The 17,687-nt window shown below is 40.4% G+C and carries 13 protein-coding genes, 2 pseudogenes and 1 other annotated feature; of the genes and pseudogenes, 9 read left to right on the top strand and 6 right to left on the bottom strand.

All coding sequences use genetic code 11. The features are described from left to right. Window positions 1-126 precede the first annotated feature (126 nt). A pseudogene (locus ACO1D1_RS07885) lies at window positions 127-3,260 on the bottom strand (MMPL family transporter). A gap of 4 nt (window positions 3,261-3,264) precedes the next feature. Beyond that, on the bottom strand, window positions 3,265-3,726 hold the full coding sequence (locus tag ACO1D1_RS07880) for a MarR family winged helix-turn-helix transcriptional regulator (protein ID WP_423335500.1): 462 nt from the start codon (window positions 3,724-3,726) through the stop codon (window positions 3,265-3,267). Between the two features lie 214 nt (window positions 3,727-3,940). Between ACO1D1_RS07880 and ACO1D1_RS07875 the strand changes: the two genes are divergently transcribed. Continuing rightward, window positions 3,941-4,612, top strand: a complete 672-nt coding sequence (locus ACO1D1_RS07875; protein ID WP_423335499.1) for a response regulator transcription factor — start codon at window positions 3,941-3,943, stop codon at window positions 4,610-4,612. Window positions 4,613-4,622: 10 nt separating this feature from the next. Beyond that, window positions 4,623-5,885 (top strand): sensor histidine kinase, encoded by a 1,263-nt coding sequence (locus ACO1D1_RS07870; RefSeq protein ID WP_423335498.1) that lies wholly within the window; start codon window positions 4,623-4,625, stop codon window positions 5,883-5,885. Between the two features lie 96 nt (window positions 5,886-5,981). Here the strand turns inward: ACO1D1_RS07870 and ACO1D1_RS07865 are convergent, their stop codons facing one another. After that, complete coding sequence (locus ACO1D1_RS07865; protein ID WP_423335497.1) at window positions 5,982-6,875, bottom strand: cupredoxin domain-containing protein; 894 nt, start codon at window positions 6,873-6,875, stop codon at window positions 5,982-5,984. A 412-nt stretch (window positions 6,876-7,287) separates the two neighbouring features. Beyond that, window positions 7,288-7,505, top strand: a binding site (T-box leader). Between the two features lie 109 nt (window positions 7,506-7,614). Between ACO1D1_RS07865 and proS the strand changes: the two genes are divergently transcribed. Both proS and ACO1D1_RS07855 read left to right on the top strand, forming a co-directional pair. Further along, window positions 7,615-9,045 (top strand): proline--tRNA ligase, encoded by a 1,431-nt coding sequence (gene proS / locus ACO1D1_RS07860; RefSeq protein WP_423335496.1) that lies wholly within the window; start codon window positions 7,615-7,617, stop codon window positions 9,043-9,045. 127 nt (window positions 9,046-9,172) lie between these two features. Next, a complete protein-coding gene (locus ACO1D1_RS07855) occupies window positions 9,173-9,736 on the top strand; it encodes a GNAT family N-acetyltransferase (RefSeq protein WP_423335495.1) in 564 nt (187 codons plus the stop codon). Window positions 9,737-9,774: 38 nt separating this feature from the next. Here the strand turns inward: ACO1D1_RS07855 and ACO1D1_RS07850 are convergent, their stop codons facing one another. Both ACO1D1_RS07850 and ACO1D1_RS07845 read right to left on the bottom strand, forming a co-directional pair. Continuing rightward, window positions 9,775-10,362 (bottom strand): YdcF family protein, encoded by a 588-nt coding sequence (locus tag ACO1D1_RS07850; RefSeq protein ID WP_423335494.1) that lies wholly within the window; start codon window positions 10,360-10,362, stop codon window positions 9,775-9,777. Window positions 10,363-10,485: 123 nt separating this feature from the next. Further along, a complete protein-coding gene (locus tag ACO1D1_RS07845; RefSeq protein ID WP_423335493.1) occupies window positions 10,486-11,334 on the bottom strand; it encodes a DegV family protein in 849 nt (282 codons plus the stop codon). 256 nt (window positions 11,335-11,590) lie between these two features. Between ACO1D1_RS07845 and hmpA the strand changes: the two genes are divergently transcribed. The 5 genes and pseudogenes from hmpA (at window position 11,591) to ACO1D1_RS07820 (ending at window position 16,080) form a co-directional block, all read left to right on the top strand. Continuing rightward, window positions 11,591-12,805, top strand: coding sequence for an NO-inducible flavohemoprotein (gene hmpA / locus ACO1D1_RS07840; RefSeq protein WP_423335492.1), 1,215 nt, complete (start codon window positions 11,591-11,593; stop codon window positions 12,803-12,805). Between the two features lie 111 nt (window positions 12,806-12,916). Further along, window positions 12,917-13,693 (top strand): SGNH/GDSL hydrolase family protein, encoded by a 777-nt coding sequence (locus tag ACO1D1_RS07835; RefSeq protein ID WP_149869805.1) that lies wholly within the window; start codon window positions 12,917-12,919, stop codon window positions 13,691-13,693. 12 nt (window positions 13,694-13,705) lie between these two features. Beyond that, on the top strand, window positions 13,706-14,620 hold the full coding sequence (locus ACO1D1_RS07830; protein ID WP_149869806.1) for an ABC transporter ATP-binding protein: 915 nt from the start codon (window positions 13,706-13,708) through the stop codon (window positions 14,618-14,620). After that, a pseudogene (locus ACO1D1_RS07825) lies at window positions 14,613-15,594 on the top strand (ABC transporter permease). Before ACO1D1_RS07830 ends, ACO1D1_RS07825 begins: the two are co-directional and overlap by 8 nt. A gap of 117 nt (window positions 15,595-15,711) precedes the next feature. Beyond that, window positions 15,712-16,080 carry a VOC family protein gene (locus ACO1D1_RS07820; protein WP_423335491.1) on the top strand — a complete coding sequence of 123 codons (369 nt, stop codon included), beginning with the start codon at window positions 15,712-15,714 and terminating at the stop codon, window positions 16,078-16,080. 159 nt (window positions 16,081-16,239) lie between these two features. On the opposite strand, the gene ACO1D1_RS07815 is transcribed toward ACO1D1_RS07820, so the two are convergent. Continuing rightward, a complete protein-coding gene (locus ACO1D1_RS07815) occupies window positions 16,240-17,463 on the bottom strand; it encodes an NAD(P)/FAD-dependent oxidoreductase (protein WP_423335490.1) in 1,224 nt (407 codons plus the stop codon). Window positions 17,464-17,687: the final 224 nt, after the last annotated feature.

Here is a 17,687-nt window from a genome sequence, read left to right as displayed (position 1 = left end):
AAGAATTTTTTTAATTATTAATTATCTTAGCATACTAAAGCGTCAACTTGTTAGCATAATAGAATACTAAAAAGAAAGTAAGAAAAAAACACGCTGATTTTGAGGTCAGCGTGCTTTTACATCATTCTAATGATTTCCACGATCCTGATCTTTTCTAAATGGCCACCAGTTGGCATCGCCAAAAGTTTTTACCATTACAGGTACAAAAAGCGGCAGTACAACGAGCGAGTACAAGGCAAGGCCAATGAGAAGAATAGTCGCAATTTCTACTAATGATAGAACTCCGGAAGGCATCATGGCTGCAAACGTACCGCCAAGGATGACGGCTGCCGAAATGATGACAGTCCCCATTTTTTTCATCGAAAGTAAGATGGCTTGTTGGACCGGCATCTGACGGTATTCATTAAAACGGTCCATCAAGAAAATACTGTAGTCAATGCCAAGAGCCACCAGGATAACAAAGGCAAAAAACGGAACGGCCCAGCTAATTCCAGTGTAACCTAACACATGAACAAAAATCGCTTCTGAAATCGAAATGGACGTAAAGTAGGTTAGGATTAAGGAACCGATTAGATAAAGCGGCATGATGAGTGAGCGCATTAAGATAATTAATATGATACTAATACCAGCAAGCATCAAGATAACGGTTCGGGAATAATCCGCCTTGGATATAGTATCCAGATCATTATGCATACTTGATACACCGCCAACCGCCACTTTTGCATTTTCAAGCTTTGTATCTTTTATTGCTCGCTTTACTGCCTCCTTGATTTCCGGAATTTGGCCGATTGCCTCATTGGAGTAAGGATTTTTATTAAAGACCACATCAATCGTCATGACTTTTCGGTCTTTAGACAAGTAAGTATTGAGTGCCTGCTCGAAATCTTTACTGTCTAACACATCCTGAGGAATGTAAAACCCATTCTGTTTTTGTGTTGAGACATCCTTAAGATAATCTTGTGCCGAGTTGAGACCATCGGATACTTGATTTAAACCATCCGCACTCTGGGATAAGCCGTCAGAGAGCTGTGTGATTTGCCCGCTCATATCTTGAAATCCTGTTAGAATTTGCTGCTGACCATCCTTTAAATCATTTAAACCGCTTGAGAATTTCGGAATACCTTCGACGGCTTTTTCCTGGCCAATTTGCAGATTTTTGAGTCCATCCTCCAGCTCTTTTAATCCCGGTAAAATCAGTTCCATCCCTGATACAAGTTTTTCCTGGCCTGCAATGGATTTGTCAAATTGACTATTTGCATAGTTGATTCCTTGCTGGACAGCTTTAAGTCCGCCGTTTAATTCCTGTAATCCAGAGGCTATACTTTTAATTGCATCTTGAGACCTCTGAACAGTCGATTTTATAGCTTGATAGTTTTGGTTTTCTTGGATGTCCTTATAATCATTTTCTAGATTAGTAAAATATTGATTGGTTGATTGCAACGCTTGATCTAAAGAGGTCAAGCTCGCCGCAACATCCTCATAGTTTCCTCTAAGCGAGGTTAATCTGGCATCTGCTTCCTTATATCCGGCCAGCAGCTGTTTACTTCCTGCTAAAATCTCTTTATAACCAGACTGTACTTGTTCTAATCTGGTTCTAATCTCCGTCAATCCCATGGACCCTTCTTTAAGTCCGTTCTCAATTTGAGAAAGGCCATTTTGAAGTTCCCCCATTTTGGTTTTTATTGTGCTGGTTCCATCAATTAATTGATTAATCCCGTCCGTTGCTTCTTTCATCTTTGGCTGATTTGCCGCCATTTGGCTGCCAGCTTCAGTGAGCCCGTCGCTGATTTTCTTAATTCCTTCGTTCCCTTGACCAAGTCCATCGCCAAGGGTTGCAACTTGCTTCGAAAGATAAAAGTCATCAATCGGGTTTCCGGTAGGGCGGGTCACAGAACGAACAGCGTCAACATTATTCACTTTTTCGAGCTCTTGACTGATTTTTTCCGTCAGAGAAATATACTCCGATGTGTTCATTTTATCGTCATTTTTAATTACAATTTGCGTTGGCATGGATTCACCGGGTCCAAATGAATCGGCAATCAGATTAAAACCCTTTATGGATGGGTAATCATCACTGATTTCTTCAAGAGAATTAAATGATAATTGATCCTTATAGGTAAATAAGAAAGGGACCGAAACGATGGCAACAAGGATGAAGGCGATGAAAGGACGTTTCAAGGCAAATGTGCCCATCCCCCCCCAGACCTTGCTGTCGCCGTGTTCAAGTTTGCCTTTAGATGGCCAGAACAGTTTTTTACCGAGTACGGCCATGAAAAAGGGAACAACAGTAAACAATGCCAGTAATAAAATCGCTACACCTACAGCAACTGCAGCAGCTGATTTATAAAGCTGAAAAGTGGAAAATCCGATAGAGGCAAATCCAATCAGCACGGCAATCCCACTAAAAATGACCGTTTTTCCGGCAGTCCGGTAGGTTGTAATAATGGCTTCTGTTACATCTTCATTATGTGAGAGCTCTTCTTTAAAACGGCTTAGCAGCAAGATACAATAGTCGGTTCCGATGCCAAAGAGGACAGCGACTAAGAATATTTGGGTAAACGTTGATAACGGAAAATTAACGTGATTAACTAATAGACCGACAATGGATTGGGCGGTTAGATAACTGAAGCCAACCGTAACCAATGGAATAATTGGTGCAATCGCAGAGCGAAACACAAGGAGCAAGACCACTAAAATGAAGCCTACTGTAATGCCCTCAGTTTTCTTTAAACCTTCTTGTGAGTTCGTCACAAGATCTTCACCAATGACCCAGCTGCCCGTATAATAATGATCGAGTTTGACCTCATCGATCGCATTATACAACTCTTTGGTAATGTCTTTAGCTTCACGGCCATTTGCCGTTACTTTTAAGGAGACAAGGATGGTTTTTCCGTCCTTTGCAACAAGCTGATCCTCTAGTTCTTTTTGATCAAAGGGGAAAGGATTTCAGAAATCCCAAGTTTTTCTTTATTGTTTTCAAGCTTGTTCACAGCTTTTTCAGCTTTAGAAAAATCCTCCTTCGTTAGCTTTTTTTCACTGTGAAAGACGAGGGCAGTTTGTAATTCGCTGCCTTTATTTTCACTGGATTGGACATCTTTAAGGATTTTCTCGGCAATGGTCGATGAATAGCCATCCGGAACGGCAATTTGCCCTTTTTCCCGTACGAGAGTCTCCATATTTGGCGCTAGCATAAAAAGAGCTGTAATAACAGCAATCCAAGCGATTAAAATGAACCACTTTCCTTTGATAATTGCTCTCACCTTGTTATTCCCCCAGTTCTTCCTTTTTCTTGTTGGCTAAGATTCGGGCCAGCTTTTCATACGTATTGATAAAACTTTTTATTTCTGTCTCTTCAAATTGAGTAATGATGGATTCAACAAGAACTTGTATTTTTTCTTGACAATTTTGATAAAGTGTATGGCCTTCAGTTGTTAGGGTTAAATACACGACTCGCCTGTCGTTTTCATCCCGGGTTCTTTGAATCAGGCCTCTGTCGGCCATTCTGTTGATAATGGCCGTGATGGCACTTTTGTTCACTTCAAAGGCATCAGCCAATTCCGAAGACGTACATTCGCCAGACTGAGAAATGTATCTTAATATGTAATGCTGGTCATTGGTTAATTCGTCACCAATTTGTCCTTTGATTAAGGTTTCTGCTTTTTTATGAACCTGAAAAGAAACAGTCACGTACCGATCGATTAACTCCTGAATGATGGGGTTATCCATGTTTTTTACCACCTCGCAAAAAATTAGTTAAACTATTTAACTATTCACCTGTTTAACTATAAAATATAGCAGGTTTGTTCGTCAATCATTTTCCTTTAAGGAAAAGTTAAGGAACAGACCTAATAATAGACTTTCCAAGTAAATCGCCATTGTTGCAGCCGCTTTGTTTCCTTTATAATAAAATGAATTCCCTTTTTTCAAAGGAGAGGTAGAGATGCGTTTATTAGTTGTTGAAGATAATCTTCCATTGTTAGAGTCCATTGTTCAGCTTTTATCAGATGAATTTGAAGTGGATCAGGCATCGAACGGGGAAGATGCCTTATTTTTAGCCATGCAAAATATTCATGATGCCATCGTTTTGGATGTGATGATTCCGGAAATTGATGGTTTTGAAGTGTTGCAAACAATCCGTAAAGAAGGGATTAAAATCCCTGTCCTATTTCTAACCGCGAGAGATTCGTTAGAGGACCGAGTGAAGGGATTAGATAGCGGCGGGGACGATTATTTAGTGAAACCGTTCCAGGCAGCGGAGTTAATGGCGAGAATTCGGGCATTGTTACGGAGAAGCGGCAGTTTAACGACCAATCAAACAATTAAATACCGCGGGATTGAATTGCTCGGTAAGGAGAAAGAGATTCTAGTGGACGGCAATCCTCTTAGACTGACGGCCAAACAATATGAGTTGTTGGAATTTTTGATTCAAAACAAAGGAGCAATATTAACGAAAGAGCAAATTTATGACCGCGTGTGGGGATTTCATTCAGATACGACGGTGGCCATTGTGGAGGTGTTCATGCACCATCTTCGCAAAAAATTAGAACCCTTTGGGTATCATGCTGATATTAAAACGATCCGCGGTGTCGGCTATATGCTGAATGTAGAATAGGGGCAGTCATATGTTTCGACGAACACATATTAGGCTTACATTATTAAACTCATTGGTCGTAATTGTTTTAATTAGTATCCTTGGTGGCATTGTTTACTTTTATACGGATAATAAATTATATAAGGATGTTAACCAATCCCTGCTTGAATCCGTCAATCATTTTCAACAACAGTCTAAAGGTCCGGGTGAAATCCGTGAAGGGGATGGAGGACCAGGACCAAGATTCAATCGAAGAGACCCCCGGATTTTAACTTTAATTTGGGATAAAAATAATCAGTTGTTAGTGGAGCAGAACCATGATTCCGAGCTGTTTCTAGAAAATGAGGAGCTTGTCCGGCCGAAGAAATTAAATACTTTGCAAGATGTTGATGTAGAGGATTTTTCATTTAGGTATGTAGCTTTTGAACTGGAGCAACCTGAATTAGGAAAGGTAACGATCCAATTTATTCGAAATGTGAACTCTGAAAAGGAATTATTAGACAGGCTTTTATTAATAATGCTGATTGGTTGTGGTGTCGGTGTGATTTGTGCGATTGCCACCGGATATTTCTTAGCTGGCAGGGCATTGGTTCCGATAAAAAATGCCTGGCAAAAGCAGCAAGAATTCGTTTCAGATGCTTCTCATGAATTACGAACACCATTAGCCGTGATCCAGGCGAAAACGGATTTACTTTTTCGATCACCATTTGCAACGATTCAGGAAAAAATTCACGATGTTTCCACGATTTCGAATGAATCAAGGCGACTAACTAAGCTGGTTACTAATTTATTGACGCTGGCTAGATCGGATTCAGATCAAATTGAAATGAAAAAGTCATCCTTCCTATTGGATGAGCTTTTAAAGGAGATCCTGCAGCAGTACGAGGAAATTGCCATGTATCAAGAAAAGTCCCTTCGATTAGATGCAGCGGGGCCGGTTCCCTTTTTGGCAGATAAAGAAAGAATCCACCAGCTGATTGTCATACTATTGGATAATGCCATGAAATATACTAAAGAAGGCGGCGAAATCAACCTTTCATGCAGGCAGAGCCATTCTTCTATCGTCTTTCAGGTTAAGGATAACGGGATAGGAATTCCGGACGACGATATTCCTAAGATCTTTGACCGCTTCTATCAAAGTGATAAGGCCAGAACAGCCGCAGAAGGAACAGGACTTGGTTTGTCAATTGCAAAATGGATTATCGAGAAACACCATGGAAAAACGAAGGTGCAAAGTACGCTTGGTAAAGGAACAACAATAGAAATCACTTTTCCAAAAGCCCAAAAGAATTAATGCTGGGCTTATTGTTACAGATTGATGGCGGAAGCTGCAAGGTAACTAATAAAAGCTGCCGGGATTACTCGGCAGCTTTTCTGTTCACTGTTTTATTTACTCGACTATAATCGTTCCTTTAAACATCTTCATTCCGCAGCTAAACGTGTATTCTCCGGTTTTGTCCGGGGTGAATGATAGGTTTGTTGTGCCGAACTTCAGGTTCACATTGTTAATATTGAAATCTGGAATCATAAAGGTAGATAAACAGCTATTATTTTCAAGCGGATTTTCAATTTCAAATTCCACCGGTACTCCTTTTTTTACGCGAATAACGTTAGGAGAGTAACCTTTTTCCGTAACGAGCATCTTTACTTTTGGTTTGCTTGCACTGGTTACATCCACTTCCGTTGTCGATCCCGTCTGATTGCTCGACTCTTGTGCGGCCTGTGTTTCCGCAGGTTCATTTTTCCCCGGTATTTTCACCATATCACTGCTGTACATAAATAAAAATAAGGAAATGAGGACAATACCGCCGCCGATAATCGCGAACGGGGAAAGCTCCCCAGTATCGATTGAAAACTTGCTATTAGTGGCAACGTGGATATAGACAATGACAAACCCAATGATGACAATATAGAAACCTAATAAAATACCAAGCAAAATAGTTGGATTAATGAATTGCAGGAAAACTCCAAGAATAGCGCCATTAATGCCGCCCAATAACCCGAAAATAGATCCCATCAGGATGGCTAAAAGTCCAATCGGGTGTCCGGCCAAAAACCCGACGACAAATCCAATAATCATGCTGACGCCAACGACAAGAAACGTCTCACCGAAGGTAATTCCGATCATACTGCCGGAAAGCAAGCCTGTTATGACCGCAATGACCATGCTAATCATCATTCCAGGGGTGTTATTCAATTTGTTTTTATGGCGGTAAACAAGATAAATGGAATAGCCGGTGCCAATGGCAACAAATACAGCGGAAATAATCGAAAAAATCGTCATGTTCAGTCTCCTCTTATGTGTGTGTTTAAAATAAACAACATAAGAGTATTATAAATCCAAATGACAACATGGAAGCGATAGGGGTATGAACGTTTTATGAAAATTACTTAATGGAAAGGGGTTGTGGGGGGGGGATTTATTTTTCTTTTTCTTTATCTATGGTCATTTTGTAAATTCGCTTTAGGGCTTCATTTTGCATACGAATATATTCAAGTAATAAATCCTTTTCTTTCCCTCCTCTAGATCCAGATCATCTTTATCATTCTTTTTCACGCAATCACCCCTATTAGTTCATAATTGCATTTTAACTCATTTGCAAAATAGTTTAAAGCGGAACTACACATGGTAAGAAAAATATTCCACTATAGAATTGACATTTGTGAGCGGGACAGATATAATTTTGAAAAATACTATTGAAACATTGACGTGGACCAGTAGAGTGAAGCAGTCTTACAAAGAGAGGAAACCAATGGTGCGAGGTTTCTTAAGACAGTCATTTGAACCTGCCGCCGAGTTCTGTATCGGATCGTTGTTGAAGATACATGCGGATAAACTCCGTTATCATGGAAAGAGTATAAAGCACTTTGCTTTATGAATTTAGGGTGGTACCGCCAGGCCTTGGTCCCTTTTCAGGATCAGGGCCTTTTTGTATGGAGAAAAGAGAAGTCCACTAGCCGCTGGTCGCTGGAGCTGGACAATTCTCAAAGTCTTAAATCAATTTATTAATGAGGTGTCAAAAATGGCAAAGGAATTTGTAAAAGATGTTACCAGTATGGACGAGGATTTCGCCCAATGGTATACAGATGTTGTCACGAAAGCAGACTTAATTGACTATTCAAGCGTTCGCGGTTCGATGATTATTCGCCCGTATGGCTACGCACTTTGGGATAATATTAAAAATGAATTAGACCGCCGTATTAAGGAAACGGGGCATGAAAATGTCTATATGCCACTGTTTATACCTGAAAGTCTGCTCCAAAAAGAGAAGGATCATGTCGAAGGGTTTGCACCTGAAGTGGCCTGGGTTACCCATGGCGGCTCCGAACCATTAGCGGAACGTTTAGTTGTCCGCCCAACATCAGAAGTCCTTTTTTGCGAACATTATAGTAAAATCATTCATTCTCATAGAGATTTACCAAAGTTATATAACCAATGGGCTAATGTTGTCCGCTGGGAAAAAACGACACGTCCATTCCTCCGGACATTAGAGTTTTTATGGCAAGAGGGGCATACAGCGCATGCGACCGATGAGGACGCAATGGAAGAAACCATTAAAATGCTGAATGTGTATGCGGAACTTTGTGAAACCATTTTGGCGATCCCAGTTGTTAAAGGACAAAAGACGGAGAAAGAAAAATTTGCCGGTGCAAAAGCGACTTTCACGATTGAAAGCTTAATGCATGATGGAAAAGCATTGCAATCTGGTACCTCCCATCATTTCGGCACAGGCTTTGCTGAAGCATTTGGTATCCAGTACACCGATAAAGAAGGCAAATTGCAATATGTGCACCAAACATCATGGGGCTTCACCACAAGGATTATCGGTGCATTGATTATGGTACACGGCGACGACCGGGGCCTTGTAATCCCGCCAAAAGCAGCACCAACACAAGTGATGATTGTGCCAATTGCGCAGCATAAAGAGGGCGTTTTAGATTTTGCCTATGATTTGAAAAAGTCACTTTCGGCTGTTGCTCGTGTTGATATTGATGCGAGCGATAAAAAGCCAGGCTGGAAATTTAATGAGTACGAAATGAAGGGTATTCCAGTTCGTCTTGAAGTGGGACCAAAAGATATTGAAAATAAGCAAGTTGTGTTAGTAAGACGTGATACGTTAGAAAAAGTGGTTGTTCCAATGGATGAGTTAGAAACAAAGCTTGTTGAATTGCTAGATGACATTCAAGCCAATTTATATAACAAAGCACTGAACCATCGGGAAGAAAGAACAACAGTTGCCTTAACTCTACCTGAATTGAAGGAATCACTTGAAGCAAAACCAGGCTTCATCAAGGCAATGTGGTGCGGTGACCTGGAATGTGAGGAAAAAATAAAAGAGGACGCTGGGGCAACCTCCCGCTGTATCCCATTTGAACAAGAACAGCTGTCAGATTCATGTGTTTGCTGCGGAAAAGAAGCAAAACAAATGGTGTATTGGGCAAAAGCGTACTAAAAATACGAAAAGGAAAGGCTCTTCCATGAAGGAAGGGTCTTTTTTTCGCCTAATAATAAATAAAAATAAAGGAATTTCACCTGATTCTAGCGAATAGTAAATGATCTATCGGATGGAGGGAACAAAAATGAAACCTATACTAATTGATTTTCCAGAAGAGTTTTACACTGAAAGATTGGTAATCCGCAAGCCTATTCCCGGCGATGGAAAAGCAGTATATGAAGCAATAAAAGGCTCATTAAATGAATTAAAGCCCTGGATGCCTTGGGCCCATCGTGAACAAACAGAAGAGGACGTTGAGGCCAACATGCGGGAAGCCCATGCGAAGTTTTTAACACGTGAGGACTTACGGTTACATATTTTTCATAAAGAAACGGGTGAATTTATTGCATCTTCTGGTTTGCATCGAATCAATTGGGACGTGCCAAAATTTGAAATCGGTTATTGGGTCGATACGCGGCATAGCGGGAATGGTTATATCACTGAAGCAACGGAGGCGATTACGCATTTTGCCTTTACCCATTTGAATGCAAAGAGAGTCGAGATCCGCTGCGATTCTAAAAATGTAAAAAGCCGTGCCATCCCCGAAAAGCTGGGCTTTAGCTTAGAAGGAATATTAAAATGTGATAGTATTTCCGCAGATACAAAAGAGCTGCGGGATACCTGTATTTTCGCAAAGACACAGAAATGATACAAATGGAAAAACTCGACCGGTAAAAGTCGAGTTTTTCAATCTAATATATATCTTTTTAAATAGAATTTCGTAATCGCCAAATACTCACGGGTATATGATTTTAAAACAGCCTTCCATGGAGTTTTTGCCGGAAGGCCCTGAACATCTAAGCCATGGTCACGCGCGATTGAGATGGCCCGGTAGAGATGAAAATTATTCGTCACCACAAGACCGCTTGTTGCATCCCCGGGAATCAGCTTTTTCGAAAAATCAATATTTTCGTATGTATCCGTGGAGCGATCCTCTAGGATAATCCGAGATTCATTGATTCCCTGTCTGACAAGTTCCCTTTTAATGCATTCCGCTTCCGAAATATCTTCGCCTGAGCCTTTGCCCCCTGAGGCAATGACGATTGTATTTTCGTTTTCTTTTACATACTTTGCGGCAGTATTAATCCTGGTGGCAAATGCAAGTGAAGGGACGGTACCTTTTACTCGTGCCCCTAGCACGATGATATAATCAGCGTTATTGGGTGCCTCCACATGGCTATATTGACTAATTTTAAATTGAAGGAAGCCAGCATAGACTAATCCAAAAATCACAAGAATACCAGTAATAGAGTTCATCATCTTCTTATTCAGCATGTTTTTTTAACCACATCCATAAATTACTCATTACTATACGTAATGATAGTACCATAATATAACAGTTTTTAATATTTTTATATTAAAATAGGTGCATGAAATTTTCATGCACCCTTTGACTATTTATTCACAAACCCATGAAAGCCCAAGTGTTCCAACACCGGTATGCACCCCTGCAACTGTTATGAGCATCATTTTTTCTGTTTCAATATGTGGAAAGGACTCGTTTACCATTTTTTCAAGCTGGGCTGCCTTTTCCAAATGATTTGCATGGACGACGGCCACTTTCCGGACTGTTTTTGCTGCCAGGTCTTCTGTTAATTGATTTACAAGCCAAGCAAATGCCTTTTTTTCCGTGCGGACTTTATCTTTTATTTTCGCTGCGCCATCCTCGATTGATAATATCGGTTTGATATTAAATAATGAAGCTAATATTTTTTGACCGCCGGATACCCTGCCACTTTTGTGAAGCTGATCCAGATTTGATGGGACCAAATATAAACGGGTATGATCCCGTAAAGCATTTAATTGATTAACCACCTCTTGTGCATCAAGCCCTTGATCAACCAAATCTATGCCTTTTTTAATCAAATAAGAGAGGGGATAGGATCCAGTTTGCGAATCAATCGCAAACAATTTAAAATCCTCCATACCTGCTGCCATAACAGACGATTGATAGGTCCCGGTTAATAGACTAGACGCATGAATGGCAATCCCACAGTCATAGTTTTCCTTTAATTTATTATAAAGCTCAACGAAATCATTAATTGATGGCTGGGAGGTTTGGAATTTCCCTTCTTCATTTTTCATTCGTTCATAAAATTCCTGTTCGGTAATATCAATCGTTTCTTTATAAAATTCATCATTGATTACTACATGCAGGGGAATAACGTGTATATGATGCTTCTCAATAAACTCCTTGCTCAAAGAGGCTGTTGTATCTGTAATCCAAGCGATTTTTGCCTTGTTCATTATAATCATCTTCCTTTAGTGGTGATCTTAACGGTTAAAAAAAATTAATTTTAATTTCCTATCTAGCCTCAACAATACAAAAATGAACACTTGATGACTAGTTACATCTGTCATGCTCAAAAGTGAACATTCTGTGAAAACTGCAGATGAACGAAGTTTAAAAGCCTGAAAGTGTGATTTAAATCACTTAGTCGCAGTGAAATAATTCATATAATCACTATGGATATAGGGAAAACATAAATAAGGAGTGTTCAGATTGCTAGACCAAAAAACGATTGATATCATAAAATCTACGGTACCGGTATTAGAAAAACACGGAGAAACGATTACGACACGGTTCTATCAATTGATGTTTGGGAACCACCCTGAACTATTAAATATCTTTAATCATGCCAATCAAAAGCAAGGAAGACAGCAGAAGGCACTTGCCGGAACGGTATATGCTGCTGCCATGTATATCGACAATCTTGAAGCGATTCTGCCAGTGGTGAAACAAATTGCCCACAAACATAGAAGTCTCGGTATTAAGCCTGAGCATTATCCAATAGTCGGAAAGCATCTTTTATTAGCCATTAAGGATGTATTAGGGGATGCAGCAACAGACGAAATTATCAATGCTTGGGCCGAAGCCTATAATGTCATTGCAGATGCGTTTATCAGTGTTGAAGCAGAAATGTATGATGAAGCAACAAACCAAGACGGCGGATGGGACGGATTCCGCAGCTTTATTGTTGACAGGAAAGTAGTTGAAAGTGATGTTATTACTTCTTTCTACTTAAAACCGGCGGATCACAAAGGAATTTCAAGTTTCATCCCTGGTCAATATATTAGTATAAAGTTAGAAATAGAGGGAGAAAAATATACCCACATTCGTCAATACAGCCTGTCGGATTCACCAGGTAAGGATTACTACCGGATGAGTGTGAAGCGCGAAGCCGGAACGGCAAATCCGGACGGAATGGTATCCAATTTCTTGCATGATGGCGTGAATGAAGGGGATATCCTAAATATTAGTGCCCCAGCGGGTGATTTTGTCCTTGATATGGAAAAAACGAATCCTGTTGTTCTGCTTAGCGGCGGTGTTGGGTTAACCCCAATGTTGAGTATGTTAAAAACGGTGGTTGAAATGCAGCCTGGACGTAATGTAACGTTTGTCCACGCAGCCGCTAATAGTAATGTTCATGCCCTAAGAGACGAGGTTGAAGAGTTAGCAGCATTAGACCATGTGAAATCGTATATTTTTTACGATGCACCAACAGAAGAGGATCGCGTAAACAATCGCTTTGATGTTGAAGGCTTTATTACTCGTGATTGGTTAAACGACAAAGTCGCAATCGGGGAAGCAGACTTTTATTTCTGCGGACCTGTTCCTTTTATGAAAGCCATGAACCGCTCATTAAAAGAATTAGGCGTAAACGAAGACAGAATTCACTTTGAATTCTTTGGTCCAAAAGGAAGTTTAGAAGACTAAACGAAGAAGCTGGTTTCCAAATCGGAAGCCAGCTTTATTTTTTTTGCTAAGAGTTTGAATCGTGTCACAACTATGATTTAATAAAGTAAAAGGCCAGAAAGGATGTTTTTCGTGAATAAAAATGTTATACGGTCGATTACACTGATAGCAGCATTGTTTTGCCTCCTCTGGCTAATCGGGCTTGGATGGGCTGTGGGGGAATATTATGCCGGGAAGCCAGAAAAGGTTCCTGAGACAACGACTGTGAATCAGGAGGCAGAGAACAAAGATGGATTAACTATTGTGGCATTAGGTGATTCCTTAACGCGAGGCACCGGGGATGAGACGGGAAAAGGCTATGTCGGTGTGTTAATGGATGAAATAAAGGAAAAAACAAAACAGCCGGTGCAGCTCACGAATCTTGGCATCAATGGTCAAAGGTCCGATCAGCTCCGTAAACAGGTGCAGGAGACAGAAGTCGGGCGGCAAATACAAAAAGCGGATATGGTACTAGTCACAATTGGCGGGAACGATTTATTCCGAGGCGGACAAGGGTTAGCCGATTTTGCAACAGAAGACATTGCCTCGATTGAAAAAAAATACCTTGAGAACTTGAAATTTATTTTTGAAGAAATCCGTAAAAATAATCCGAAGGCAAATGTCTTTTTCATTGGACTGTACAATCCATTTATTGAATTAACGCAAGGAAAAGAGATGTCCAAAGTGGTCCGCCACTGGAATTATGACAGCGCGGAAGTAAGTGCTGCCTTTCCAAAAATCGTGTTTGTGCCAACATTTGATTTGTTTGAGTTAAAAGTAAACGATTATCTATATTCGGACAAGTTTCACCCAAATTCAAAAGGGTACCGCTTAATCGCTGAACGAGTAGCCTCATTGCTCACCTGGTAAGGAGTGTTGACAATGGAGAAAAAGATCACTTTATCCGTAAATAATTTAAAAAAAGTAATCGGGAGAAGAGAAATTATAAAAGGGTTAACGTTTGATTTGCATGAAGGAGAAGTGTTTGGCTTCTTAGGGCCGAACGGGGCCGGGAAGACGACCACCATTCGGATGCTTGTCGGCTTGATTAAACCAACATCCGGAAGTGTCCGGATTTGCGGGTATAGCATTGAGAACCAGTTTCAAGAGGCCGTAAGCAATCTTGGCTGTATCGTTGAAAATCCTGAACTATATCCCTACCTATCGGGCTATAATAATCTGCTCCATTTTGCCCGTATGCTAGACACAAAAGGAGAAGAGCGGATTAGAGAGGTGGTTGAGCTTGTCGGGTTAACGGAAAGAATTCATGATAAAGTCAAAACCTATTCACTTGGGATGCGGCAGCGCCTCGGAATTGCCCAGGCACTCTTAGGAGAACCGAAGGTGCTGATTCTTGATGAGCCGACAAATGGTTTGGATCCGGCCGGCATTCGAGAAATGCGGCAATTTATTCGCTATCTAGCCGAAAAAGAAGGGCTCAGCGTCCTCGTCTCGAGCCATTTATTAAGCGAGATTCAATTGCTTTGTGACCGAGTAGCCATTATTTCAAAGGGCACCATTATTCGCGTTGATTCCGTAGAACAATTGCTGGCCAATCGTGAAAGAGTCGTTTGGCGGATATCACCAATTGATAAGGGGAAGCAAGTATTATCTGCCTTCACAAATATTGAAGTAAAAGAAGATGGTACCATCCTGACGGAATTCGATGAACAGAAAATACCGGTTTGGAATAAACAGCTGGTTGAAGCAGGTGCGGCTGTCACAGAAATGAACCGAAAAATGCCGGTGCTGGAAGATTTATTCCTCGAACTAACGGGGGGTGACAGCATTGAATAAGCTGATACAAAATGAAATGATGAAACTGATTGCCAAAAAGCGGCTAGTAGTGATTGCAATAATTATAGGCGTCCTCGTGATGTTATTTACATATGCACAATATAAACAAGTCGAAACACAGCGTGAAAAATTAGGGACGAGCGATTGGCGGACGATATTGCAGCAGCAAATTGTTGATACGACAAATCGCTTAAGCAGCAGCAGAATTTCTGATGAATGGAAGAAACAGTTGCAAATTTCCTTACAACAGCAGCAATATTACCTGGATCATGATATAAATCCTGCAGAGCCTGGTGCACCAACTTTTATAAGAATATTCCTAGAAAATTCGGTTGATCTCTTTATCCCATTAATGGTAATGGTGATTGCCAGTGATTTAGTTTCCTCCGAGCAGAGTTTGGGCTCAATTAAGCTTTTATTGACAAGGCCAGTGAAAAGGTGGAAGGTACTGCTTAGTAAGTATATTACCCTTTGTTTCGCCATTTCCTTAATTATTGCGATTGCAGGAATCCTGTCCTATTTGATTTCGGGGGCAGTCTTCGGTTATAAAGGCTGGGATGCTCCGATCTTAACAGGCTTTAATGTTACAGAAACCGGGTTAAACACTTCAGAGGTCAAACTGCTGAGTCTGTGGAAGTTTTTGTTGATGGATTTTGGCTTGGTTTGGTTTGTCGCAATCGTAGTAGGTACGCTTTCGTTTATGCTTTCGGTTTTAATCCGCAGCACAGCAGCCGGAATGGGCGTAATGCTGGCAGCTTTAATCTCGGGTGCGATTTTAAATAATATGGTATCCTCTTGGGAATCAGCCAAATATTTTTTTATGGTGAATTTACGATTAACGGATTATATGAAAGGTACAGCACCGCCAATTTGAGGGAATGAACCTCACCTTCTCGATGCTTGTTTTACTGGCTTGGTGGGCAGCAGCACTATTCGTCTCCTTTCTTGTTTTTACGAAAAAGGATGTTTATTAATAAGCTGTATCTGCTAGAAAGCGGGGACAGCTAAATTTTTGCATAAAGATTTGATAGAATATTGAAAATTTCATAAAATAATAATGAGAAAGTGGAAAAAGAAATGGGGGAATCGTTATGTCGTTTGTAATAAAAAAGATCGATCACGTCCAGCTAGCAGCACCCAATGGCTGTGAAGAGGCAGCAAGAACATTTTTTGGTGGAGTTTTGGGGTTAATTGAGGTAGAGAAACCTGAAGAACTAAAGAAGCGGGGCGGGGTTTGGTTCGAATTTGGGACATTCCAACTTCATATTGGAGTGGAAGAACCATTTTCACCAGCAAAAAAGGCGCATCCTGCTTTTGTTGTGGAAAATATTGAAGAATTAAAAATGCATCTTAGTAATGAGAAAGTTCCTTTTACAGCAGACGACAATCTCCCTGGTGCAAGCAGAATTCATGTCCATGACCCGTTTGGCAACCGTCTGGAATTCATAGAATGGATTTAAATAAAAATGTGAACAGCCCCTCCAACTAAATGGAATGGGGCTGTCCGCCTTAAATGGGGGGATTTAAGGCAACAATAATTAGGGATTATTCTAATCAAATGGCTGGCAGGGAGAGGGGATCCCTAACGCCGGAAAATAAGAATGATTAACTTGCATTGGTTATTGCTTAGCTGTTATCTTTAACGGCTCACGGTTTATGCCAAAATGCTGCTTAATAATGAGAGCCGGTCCGCCTAGATTAAACAAATAGCGGGCTTCTATGACTTGTTTCATAAAGGCTCCAAATAATCCGGATAAGCGGAAATTCCCTACCTTTCCGACGGCCGCCATAAGTCCGATGGATGCCACGGATCCTTTGTGGTGATATTCAAATGTTTTTAAAGATTCGCCCCGTATAGAAGCGACTATATTTTTCGCACAAACGGGTGCCTGTTGCAGTGCTACTTGTGCTGTTGGCGGTAAGGCAGACTTTTCGTCCTTCATGAATAAAGAACAATCCCCGATACTAAAGACATTTTTCATGTTTTTAACGCGAAGATTTGCATCGACTGGAATCTTGCCTTTTTCAATTGGCAAACCCCAGTTATGAACAATTGTGTTTCCTTTTACACCGCATGACCAGATTAATGTTCGCGTCTGTACCTCCAGATTATTTTCCAGTATCACTTTTTCTGGTGTACATTCCAGTATTTTTATTGAAGTTAGGACTTCAATGTTTCGCTTTTCTAACACATCTTTTGTATATTGGATTGATTGCTTAGGGAAAAATGGTATGACTGATGGTGCGGCTTCAATGCCGACAATTTTAATCTTTTCAAATGGGATATCGTGTTCTTTACAAAGTTTTGGCAGGCCATCTGCCAATTCTCCGAGCATTTCAATTCCGGTAAAACCACCTCCGGCAACGACAAACGTTAAACGGGAAGGATCATGGTCTTCTTTATAAAGGTTAAATTGTTTAATGATTTGGTGATAAATAATTTTTGTACTTCTGAAGCTTCGGATCTCAAAGGCATTTTCTTTCACTCCTGGAATGCCATAGGTTTCAACCTCAAATCCGAGTGCGATTAATAAATAGTCATAACTGACTGTTTCTCCGCCTTCAAGATATACCTCTTGGGTATTGAGGTCAACAGAGGATACTGCAGCTTTTAAGAAACGGGTTTTATTTGGATTGATTAGTTCAGGAATAGACATGGCAATTTGCCGATCTGCTGCGGTGCCAACTCCGGTCTTATGCAATTGGGTTGTAAGGTAATGATATTCATGTTTATTAATTAATGTAACATCTGCTTCGCCGGATTTTAGTAATTTTTCTAAGGTTTTACTTGTGATAATTCCGCCATATCCGGCACCTAAAATGACGATTTTTGGTTTAGACATCTTGACCCACTCCTAATTTCATTTAATTAAGGATTATCTGCTTTCTTTGTGAAATCATTCACAATAGGGATTAAAAAAATAAGAGCTATTGCACAATGATTTTATGTGAAATATTTCACATACCTTTTATATTATTAGAATACAATAGTTTTACGAACATCTCAAGTGGTTTTTAACTAAATTTTTGTCAATTTGGTAAATTTTTTTTCACATTCTGGGCATGA

The organism is Neobacillus sp. 19, assembly GCF_049463095.1.
GTDB lineage: Bacteria > Bacillota > Bacilli > Bacillales > Cytobacillaceae > Neobacillus.
Note: the sequence above shows the minus strand (reverse complement) of the source record. Positions and strands in the feature narration are given on the sequence as shown.